This is a genomic window from Deinococcus sp. Arct2-2 (assembly GCF_004801315.1).
In the GTDB taxonomy this organism is placed as follows: Bacteria; Deinococcota; Deinococci; order Deinococcales; family Deinococcaceae; genus Deinococcus.
In genome coordinates, this window is the sequence record NZ_SSNW01000027.1 from 45,784 (window position 1) to 55,453 (window position 9,670).

The window sequence follows — 9,670 nt, forward strand, 5'->3', positions numbered from 1 at the left end:
AGATGATCTACCTCGATTACGCGGCCACACACCCCATGACCCCGGAGGCTCTGGCGGCCTACGCGCAGGCAGCGGCGCTTCCCGGCAACCCGGCCAGCGTACACGGGGCGGGGCAGGCAGCCCGCGAACGGCTGGAAGAGGGGCGGGCGCGGGTGGCCGCCGCCCTGAACACCGATCCCCGCAATCTGATCGCCAACAGCGGCGGTACAGAAGGCGATAACCATGTGTTGCTGGGCATGGCGCGGGCGTGGGAGGAACAGCACGGCAGCCCCGGCCACCTGATCACCACGCCCACCGAGCATTCGGCGGTGCTGGCCCCCGCCCGCTGGTTGGCCGCGCACGGCTGGGCCGTCACGTTCTTGGCCCCCGACGCGCATGGCCGCTACACCCCCGATCAACTGGCCGAAGCCCTGCGCCCCGATACCGCGTTGGTCAGTATTCACCATGCCAACAACGAGATTGGCACCGTGCAGGACACGCCCGCGCTGGCTGCGGTGGCCGCTGCGCGGGGCGTGCCGTACCACACCGACGCGGTGCAGGCTCCCGGCGTGCTGAAGCTGGATGTGGCCGCGTGGGGCGTGACTTTTGCCACCATCAGCGCCCACAAATGGGGCGGGCCGCGTGGCGTGGGTTTCCTGTACGTGCGGCGCGGCACGGTGCTGCCCGCACTTACGCTGGGCGGCGGGCAAGAAGGCGGCCTGCGCCCCGGCACGCAGGACACGGCGGGCGTGTACGCGGCGGGTGTGGCCCTCACCCACGCCGAGGCCGAGCGCGAAGCGACGTTTGCCCACCTGTCGGCCCTGCGCGAACGGTTTCTGAGCCGAGTCGCCGCCATTCCCGGTCTGCGCGTCAACCATCCGCCCGAAGGCAGCCCCAAAGTCGTGTCGGTCACAGTGCCGGGGGCCGATGGAGAAGCCCTGCTGATGAATCTGGACATGCTGGGCGTCGCCGCGAGTGCCGGGAGTGCCTGCGCCGCCGGAACTATGCAGCCCAGCCATGTGCTGACCGCCCTCGGCCTGAGTGAACCCGACGCCCGCGCCAGCCTGCGCTTTTCTTTTGGGCGGGCCACGACAGGCGCAGAAGTAGACCTAGCGGCAGAGGCTCTGGCGCAGGCGGCAGCATGGAGCCGGGGTTGACCCTTCTTGGTGCTGCGCTGCCCAGCCGTGAGGTGGCCGAACAATTGCTGCTGGACGCCGAAGCCCTGAACCCCGGCGGGTGGGTGCCGCACTCGCGCTATGTCGCTCTGGCCGCCCGCTCCATTGCTGAGCACCACCCCACCCTAGACCCTCAGCGGATGCACACGCTGGGCCTGCTGCACGACATAGGCCGCCGTACTGGGCCGAACAAAGACCGTCATATTCTGGACGGCTACGACTTTTTAACGACGTTGGGCTATGAAGACGCGGCCCGAATTGCCCTGACCCATTCCTTCGTGATTCCCGATGTCGCCACCCTGCAAGGCGCGTGGGACGGCACGCCGGACGAATTGACCCGGCTGGGAAACTTGTTGGCCGCAGTTACCCTGTCGGAAGAAGACCGTTTGCTGCAACTGTGCGACATGCTGGCGCTCCCAGACGGCTTTTGCACCATTCAGGAGCGGATTTTGGATGTGGCCCTGCGCTACACCGTCAACGGACGAACGCCGGAAAAATGGCGGGCAAAGCTGGCCCTCAAAGCTCACTTCGATCAGGTCTGCGGCGTCAACATCTACCGCCTGCTGCCGGGATTCGTAGAACGGTTGCTGGCGTAAAACGAAAACCGGATGGAAAGCCCAAACGGGAGGCCTTCAATCCGGTGTCGGTAGCGGTGCAGAGGGTGAGTGGGGATGGGGGAAAACTCAGCAACTAGAGCGTTGTATTGATTTCTATTCCCTCGCCCCTTGTGGGAGAGGGGCGCTGCACCGCAGCGGGGTGAGGGGGCCACCAGTGGCGAACCCGCCCAATGTCTTGGTGTCAGTCGCCCAAAAAGGTTTGGCGGATGCCTGCGCGGAAGGCTTCGTCGCCCACTTGCAGGCGCTGAGCGTAGAGGGCCTGAGCGTCCGCGCCCGCCACATAGCGCAGTTGCTCTTTGCCGTCGGTCACGGCTTCCCAGACCACCGCCGCGATCTGTTCGGCAGTCGAGCTTCCCGTTCCGCGTGTGGGATCGGTGAACGCCGTCCACACTTTCTGGATGTCTTCAGCGTAGGCTTCGTGCATCGCCATATCCAGCGAGCGGCTGGCAAAATCGGTGCTGATGCCGCCGGGAGACACGGTTTTCACGGCGATTCCAAACCGTTTGAGTTCAAAGGCGAGGCTTTCGCTCCAGCCTTCCAGCGCCCACTTGGTGGCGTGGTAGGCCGAGTTCATAGGGAAGGTGACGAGGCCGCCAATAGAGGTAGTCGTGACGATCAGCCCTGAGCCTTTGGCCCGCAGGTGAGGTAAAAACGCCTGCGTGACCCGCATCACGCCCAGCAGGTTGGTGTCGATCTGGCGCACCATCTGGGCGTCGGTCATGCCTTCGAGGGGGCCTGCCAAACCGTAACCCGCGTTGTTGAAGACCACGTCCACATCGGCCTGCGCGAGTGCCTGCGCTACGGTGCTCTTAATCTGCTCCGGGTTGGTTACGTCCAGCGGCAACACGGTGATCTTGCTGTGCGCGGCGAGGTCTGCACCGTTTTCGGGAGTCCGCATGGTGGCAATCACGTTCCAGCCTTGTTCGGCAAAGAGCAGGGCGGTGGCGCGGCCTAAGCCAGTGGAAGCTCCGGTAATAAAGATGGTTTTAGGCATGGTCAGTCTCCTGAGACAGAGAGGGCGGAAGGGCAGTAGTCTGTTCACTCTGACAGTTTTTATCAAATTGTCAGGGTGTTCGTGTGGTTAGTATTGACGCGGTGACAGAATTTGTCAAGAGTGTGCTTTACTGGTCAGGAGAGCGCCTGAACACGGCCCACATCCCCCATGACACCAGACCCCAAACGCCAATTTGTTATCCAGCAAGCCTATGAGGTTTTTGCCCGCTACGGCTACAGCCGCACCACGATGGGCGATCTGGCGCAGGCGGCGGGCATGTCTCGCCCCGCGCTGTACTTGGTCTTTCCCAATAAAGAAGACCTGTTCAGAGCGGTGATCGGGTGGATGAGCGAGCAGGGCTTACAGCAACTCGCCGCCGAATTGGACGCCCTCCCTGATTTGGAAAGCCAACTGAACCACGCCTGCTTGCAGTGGATTCTGAGAGGCAGACAGCTTGCCAGCACTTACCCAGACGCCGCTGACCTGTTCGATACCAAGTTCGGCGGCGTGACCCAGTTGTACGACGATTTTCGGGCCTTCCTGAGCCGCCTTCTAATGAAGCATGGGCGTCACGCCGCTGCCGCAGACGACTTGGCTCTGTTGTTGGTCACGTCGCTCAAAGCCTTCAAGTCGGACATCAAAGATGACACCGGACTCCGGCACATTATTGCGTTGCAGGTCAGCTTGATTGCCAAAGCTGGGTGATGTTGGGGGAAAGTCTTAGGTTTTAAGGCCCACGTTGATGGGGTCTGCGGCGTCAGTGTTCACCGCCTACTGCCGGGATTGATGGGGTGGTTGCTGGGGTAAGTCAGAATTTATTCCAGAGCCAACTCCTCCGCGCTGGGAGCCTGAAAAATCTGCAGATATTCATCCAGCATGGCGGCAGGAATGTGGAATGTCCCCGGCGGCAAGTCGCGGTTGCGGGCCTCCAGACGGGCCAGCAGTTCTGACCGCGTGACCTGCGGGGCCAGCAATTTGACCCGTGCGCCCACGCTCCAAGCCCGTGCCCGGTAGTTCTCGCGTTCTCCCCGCCCCCACAGGCCATAATCCAGCACTACATTCAGGCCCAGTGTCAGCGCCCGCGCTGCTATACCCCACAGCAACGCCTCCATGATGTCACGTTTGCCTCCGCCCTCGCCGTCGCTCGCCCCAAACAGCGGCATCATCCATTCATCGGGAGTCAGGCGCAGGGCCGCATGTTCTTGCTCCAGTTGCCTTGCCAGCGTGGTTTTGCCCGCACCGGGCAGGCCACACAGGAGAAACAGGGTGGGTGTCATAGGGCGAATCTAGAGCAAACAAACCCCCGACACCTTCCAGCGCGGGGGCGTGTTCCGTACTGAAAATGCTTAAGAGAACTGCGCCAGCACGCCTTCCAGTCTTTCTTTCTGCACACCGAAGTCCTGTACGCGGCGCTGCTCTTCTTCGATCACTTCGGCGGGGGCGCGGGCCACGAATCCGGCGTTGTCCAGCTTGGCCTGCGCCTGCTTGATCTGTTTATCAAGTTCCGTCAGGCGTTTGCGCTGCTTGCCCAGCCAGTCCTGCACGTCTACGGTGCCTTCCAACGGGGCGCGAACCAGCACGCCTTGCTCCACGGCGCTCAGGGTGCGGCCTTCCAGCGAGGGCACCAGCGTCACGCGGGCAATCGTTTCCACCACCCGGGCGTTTTGCGTGACCAGCGCGGCCTGCTCGCCCTCCACCGTCATGCCGAGGCGGTCTTGCGGGGCCAGTCCCAGTTCGGCTTTCAGGCTGCGGGCGGCGCTCACGGCTCCGCGCAGGGCGGCAAAGGCGCGGGTGGCTTCGGGGTCGTGCAGCGCGGCATTTTCCTTGGGCCACGAGTGCAGCGCCAGTTGGCGGCGGTGGCCCAGCGCGGCGTACACCTCCGAGGTAATGAAAGGCATAAAGGGATGCAGCAGCTTCAAAATATGCTCCAGCACGGCCTTCAGGGTCGCCAGTGTGCCGAGGTTGCCGCTGCTCAGCGTGGGCTTGGCGGCCTCAATGTACCAGTCGCAGAATTCATCCCACGTAAACGAGTACAGCGTGCGAATGGCCGCGCCGATGTCGAAGGCGTCCAAGTGTGCCGCTGTTTCGACTGTCACCGCATTCAGGCGGCTGATGATCCAGCGGTCTGCCAGCGTCAGGTCGGCGCGGGCCTTCAGCTTGGTCAGCGCGTCGCCGGAGCGCAGCGGGTCGGAGCCGTGCCGGTCGGCATCCTGCTGAGCTTCGGGGGTGGCGCTCCGCACGTAGCGGGTCAGGTCGTCTTCACCCGTCAGCGCGAGCGCGGCTTCGCCAATTCGCATCAGCGCAAAGCGGGCCGCGTTCCACAGCTTGTTGGCAAAGTTGCGCCCCTGCTCGAAACGGCGCGGATCGTGCTTGATGTCCTGCCCGCCCGTGCTGAGGCTGGCAAAGGCGAAGCGGCAAGCGTCCACGCCGTACTGGTCGAACAAATCCACCGGGTCGATCCCGTTACCCGTAGTTTTTGACATCTTCTTGCCCTTGCTGTCCAGATACAGGCCGTGCAGCATCACCGTGCTGAAGGGCGCTTGCCCGGTCAGGTGGTAACCGGCCATCTCCATGCGCGTGACCCAGAAAAACAGGATGTCGTAGCCCGTGACCAGCACCTGCGTGGGGTAGAACTTGCGGAAATCTTCGCTGTCGGTGTCGGGCCAGCCCAGCGTGGAAAAGGGCCACAGGTTCGAGGAAAACCAAGTGTCGAACACGTCGGGATCGCGGCGCAAGGTCAAGTGGGCGTAGCGGGGGTCTTTGTCGCAGTCCAGTTCCGGATTCCCCGCGTCAGGCACGTACACGTTGCCTTCCTCGTCGTACCAAGCGGGAATCTGGTGGCCCCACCACAGTTGGCGGCTGATGTTCCAGTCGCGGATATTCTCCAGCCAGTCGCGGTTTACCTTGGCGTAGCGCTCCGGCGTCAGCTTGATTTCGCCCCGCTCTAAGCCCTCCAGCACCTTGGCGGCCATCGGTTTCACGTTCACGTACCACTGCGTACTGATGATCGGCTCCACCGGAACCTTGGTGCGCTCGCTCAGGCCAATGGCAGTGATGTGGTCGCGTTCTTCGATCAGGTCGCCGCTTTCTATGAGAGCGGCAGTGACGGCTTTTCTCGCCGCGAAGCGTTCCATGCCCCGGAAGGCTTCGGGAACTAAGTCCGAAGTCAGGTTGCCCTGCAAATCGATGACGCTGGGGCGGGGGAGACCGTGCCGCTCGCCCACCTCGAAATCGGTGGCGTCGTGGGCAGGCGTGATTTTCAGTGCGCCCACGCCAAAGCCCATTTCTACGGCGTGGTCGGCAATGATCGGAATCAGGCGGCCCGTAAGGGGAATGCGGGCTTGCTGACCCACCAGATGCCTGAACCGCTCGTCGTCGGGATGTACGGCAATAGCTTGATCGGCAAAAATCGTTTCGGGGCGCACGGTGGCGATGCGGATTTCGCCTATCTCACCGTTGCTGGCGGGCTGGCTGGCGTCTTCTAGCTTGTAGGCCAGCGTGGTCATCTTGCCTTTGCGTTCCTCGCGGTCAACTTCCAGTTCGCTCAGGGTGGTCTGCGCCGCCGGATCCCAGTTCACAATCCGCTCGCCCCGGTAGGCCAACCCCTCGTGATACAGCCGCACGAATTGGGCACGCACGGCGCGGCTCAGGCCTTCATCCATCGTAAAGCGCTCGCGTGTCCAGTCCACGCTCACGCCCAAACGGGTCAGTTGGCTCAAGATCACGCCGCCCGACTGCCCTTTCCAGTCCCACACCCGCTTCAGGAACTCCTCGCGCCCCAAATCAAAACGCGATTGCCCCGCTTCCCGCAACTGCTTTTCCACCACGCCCTGCGTCGCAATCCCCGCGTGATCCATCCCCGGCAAATACAGCGCCTCAAAGCCCTGCATGCGCTTGAAGCGGATCAGCGTGTCAATGAGGGTGTTGTCCAGCGCATGCCCCAAGTGCAGGTTTCCGGTCACGTTGGGCGGCGGAATCACGATGGTGAAGGGGGGCTTCCCGCTGTTGGCATCGGCCCGGAAGGGTTCGCTGCGCCAGCGTCCAGCCCAAGCGGGTTCAATGGCGGCGGGGTCGAACTGCTTGGCAAGGGCGGAAGTGTTTTCGGGTGTTTCGGTGGGCAACTCGGTGGGGGCAGTTTCGGTGGGGGCGGTCTCAGCAAGCGTGGGGTCAGTCATGGGCGAGGCTCCTGTTTGAGTGGATCGTTTCGGCAAGGAAGGAATGTAAGTGGGGTAAGGCGGCGTCCATTTCCCAATCCAGTTTGGGGCGGTTCAAGTCGGCCCAGCGGAAGGCGAATCGGTGGCCGTCTGCGTGCTGCATCCAACTGTGGGGTAAGTCGTCAGGGGCGGTAAATGCGAAGGCGTAGCAGACTTGGCGGGTGAAGCGTTCGGGCGTCTGGGCTTCCCAGCGGTAGGCGGCCAGAAAGTGCGGATAGCTGAGCGTCAGGCCAGATTCTTCCCACAGTTCACGCACGGCGGCTTGCGCTGGGGTTTCGCCCACTTCCACGCTGCCCGCAGGCACTTGCACGCCTGCATCGGATACATCTACATGATCGAAGACCAGCAGCTTTTGGCCGTCATGCACAAAGCAGAGGACTTTCTCGCGCAGGCCCAAAGCTTGGGCGTCGGCCTGTGCCTGTGCTTCAGAAGATTGAACTTCGGAATTGTAGAATGTGACCACCGCTTCACCTCCATCCTTTTGGCCCTCAGAGATAACAAAAAACGTCTCGTCCGCCGGAATTGCTTCCGGACGCGGACGAGACGTTAAGCTCTGTATCCCGTGGTACCACCGCACTTCCCTACTGAATGTAGGGCGCTCTTGCTGCGCTATAGCGGGCGCACCCGGACGGCTCTACTGGGCCTGCGATGCCGGATGAGGGCGGGCCGTTCTGCCGTCATGCTCGCGGGCGACGTTCTCTGGTGGCTTACCCGCCCCGGCTCTCAGTCTCGGCGGGGCTTCCTGTGGGGCCAAGTTCAACTACGATCATTCCGATCAGAACGTCCAGATACTCTTCCCGGTCACTGCACATTCAGTATACGGCGTGAGGGGGGCGAAAGACGTGCCTTTATTCCCCAGCGGGCGCAGAGGACGAATCAGCACTCGGCAACGCGGCATTGGGCAAATCGGCACTGGGTAAATCGGCGATGTCGAAGCGGTACAGTAGCGGCTTCTTCATGAATCCACGCGGCACGGCTACCGTTACCGTGCGGTACGGCACACCCGTTACAGCGGCCCCCACAGGAAAAGTCAGCACTTCGCTGCCTACGCGGGCGCTCCTGTCCCCGATGTCCAGCAGGCCTTCAGCGCGGCTCAGCACGTCATACGGGTGCTGAATCATGACCGTCAGCTTGACCTGTTGGCCCACCAAGCTCCGCAGCGGGTTGGCGTCTTGTTCAAAGGCCGTGCGGATTTCGTCGGGCAGGCGCTCGCGGGTCACCTTCACCGCCAGCGCATATTCCCCAATCGGAAACACCACTTCGCGGATCAGGGTCACGCCGTCGCCCTCGGCCTCGCGGAAGGCTTGCAGCAGGGCGGCGCGTCGGTTTTTCATCAGGGTTACGGGGGCGGTGGTGCCGCCTGTGCTGCGCTGTCCCATCGGAAAATCGCCGCGCTGAATAAAGCGTTCGGCTTGCAACAAGGTTTCTTCGCGGGTACGAAAAGCCCGTTGCAGCACGGGTTCGTGGGGTTGCCAGTGGCCGCCCGAACCGCGCTGCATCCAGTCCACCCACAATTCGAATCGGTCTTGGTATTGCCAACTGGGATGCGCTCCGGCGGCAGCCGTTGCCCCGCGCTCCGCGATTTCCTTTTGAGTCTGCGGCTCTGAATTGTGCGTGCCGGGTCTAGATGTGATCGCGCTCATGCGTGTCCTCCACTTTCCCCATCATGCCTGAGCTTGTTGATGCGTGGGAAAGAGCGTCCACACACCAAGCTCATCTTTATGTTCGGCGTGATCCACATGACCGGATGAACATCCTAGCAGCCAACGCTCAAGGATCGTCTGCCCCACCTGTTGTTCAGCCGACTTCGATCAGGCCTGCCGTCAGAAACGGCTTGAGGGTATCCAGCACTTGGCGAGGGGGAAGGCCGCTGCGGTCTAGCAAGGTGCGCAGGGCCACACCGTCAGGGATCAGGCTCAGGGCGCGGTATTGGTTGCGGGTCACGGGTTGGCTGTCGTTCCAGCGGGCGGTAAAGCGCACTGGCTTTTCCCAATCCGGAAAGGAGCGCAGCAAGACAATCCACGCTTCGTTGTCGTCCAGCATGCGCCTGAGGGTGGCGTCGCGCCGCAGGGCCAGCGTGCGGGAGGGTGGAATCAGGTTCGGCTCGAATTGAAACTGACCGCCGTCTAGGCTGGCGAGCATTTGCAGGGCTGCCTCGCCGCTCAGGTTGCCCGCTTGGGCATGAATAACCTCGCCGGGATCGAGCCACAGCGCCCCACCGCGTGGGTGCTCGACGCTAAAGCGGCCTGCCCGGCCACTAGACAGCAGCATCTGCATCACCGACAACAGGGGAAAAATAGCCAGATCGCCACGTACCATGAGTAAACGCATTCTAGGGGCTGGGGACTTGAAAAGGCAGGGGGCGGCTTGAGCTGACGGGGGGGGAGGGAAGATTTGACTGACGATTCCGAGAAAGCGCCCAGTTTGTCCAGCAACCAGCCTGCCTAAATGGGAGCTACAACAGCTTTTGTCCCCACCTCAAGGGGGGGCGTTGCGCAGCAACGGGGGGGTTCACTCGCCAAGTCAGATTTAAGTCGCGTGTAAACCACCCAGTCTGCTTCGCAGCCAGCCCCCTTAAAGGGGAGTGCAAAAGCTGTTGGATCCTCCCCTCTCCTGCGGAGCTTTTCAAGTCTAATACCAAACTAAAATGAGTCCAGAACATGTTTAATCCAGGGGAAGAGGGTCAGCGAT

At 62.4% G+C, this 9,670-nt stretch carries 9 protein-coding genes; 3 read left to right on the forward strand and 6 right to left on the reverse strand.

The window, feature by feature from the left end; genetic code table 11:
• Positions 1-2 precede the first annotated feature (2 nt).
• Complete coding sequence (locus E7T06_RS12380) at positions 3-1,136, forward strand: cysteine desulfurase family protein (RefSeq protein ID WP_136366093.1); 1,134 nt, start codon at positions 3-5, stop codon at positions 1,134-1,136.
• Entirely contained in the window at positions 1,133-1,750 is a 618-nt protein-coding gene (locus E7T06_RS12385) for an HD domain-containing protein (protein WP_240741034.1), read from the forward strand. The genes E7T06_RS12380 and E7T06_RS12385 overlap by 4 nt, the downstream gene beginning before the upstream one ends.
• Before the next feature lie 202 nt (positions 1,751-1,952).
• Here E7T06_RS12385 and E7T06_RS12390 read toward each other — a convergent pair whose 3' ends face one another.
• Positions 1,953-2,765, reverse strand: coding sequence for an SDR family oxidoreductase (locus E7T06_RS12390; RefSeq protein WP_136366095.1), 813 nt, complete (start codon positions 2,763-2,765; stop codon positions 1,953-1,955).
• A 168-nt stretch (positions 2,766-2,933) separates the two neighbouring features.
• Here E7T06_RS12390 and E7T06_RS12395 point away from each other — a divergent pair, with 168 nt between their 5' ends.
• A complete protein-coding gene (locus tag E7T06_RS12395) occupies positions 2,934-3,470 on the forward strand; it encodes a TetR/AcrR family transcriptional regulator (protein WP_136366096.1) in 537 nt (178 codons plus the stop codon).
• Positions 3,471-3,580: 110 nt separating this feature from the next.
• Here the strand turns inward: E7T06_RS12395 and E7T06_RS12400 are convergent, their stop codons facing one another.
• The 5 genes from E7T06_RS12400 to E7T06_RS12420 all read right to left on the reverse strand — a co-directional run bounded on the left by E7T06_RS12400 (position 3,581) and on the right by E7T06_RS12420 (position 9,298).
• Positions 3,581-4,042, reverse strand: a complete 462-nt coding sequence (locus tag E7T06_RS12400) for an AAA family ATPase (protein WP_136366097.1) — start codon at positions 4,040-4,042, stop codon at positions 3,581-3,583.
• Between the two features lie 69 nt (positions 4,043-4,111).
• On the reverse strand, positions 4,112-6,940 hold the full coding sequence (locus E7T06_RS12405; protein WP_240741035.1) for a valine--tRNA ligase: 2,829 nt from the start codon (positions 6,938-6,940) through the stop codon (positions 4,112-4,114).
• Complete coding sequence (locus E7T06_RS12410) at positions 6,933-7,442, reverse strand: NUDIX domain-containing protein (RefSeq protein ID WP_136366098.1); 510 nt, start codon at positions 7,440-7,442, stop codon at positions 6,933-6,935. Before E7T06_RS12410 ends, E7T06_RS12405 begins: the two co-directional genes overlap by 8 nt.
• Positions 7,443-7,827: 385 nt before the next feature.
• Entirely contained in the window at positions 7,828-8,622 is a 795-nt protein-coding gene (locus tag E7T06_RS21805) for a hypothetical protein (RefSeq protein ID WP_240741036.1), read from the reverse strand.
• Between the two features lie 154 nt (positions 8,623-8,776).
• Positions 8,777-9,298, reverse strand: coding sequence for a DUF4388 domain-containing protein (locus tag E7T06_RS12420; protein ID WP_136366099.1), 522 nt, complete (start codon positions 9,296-9,298; stop codon positions 8,777-8,779).
• Between the last annotated feature and the right edge of the window lie 372 nt (positions 9,299-9,670).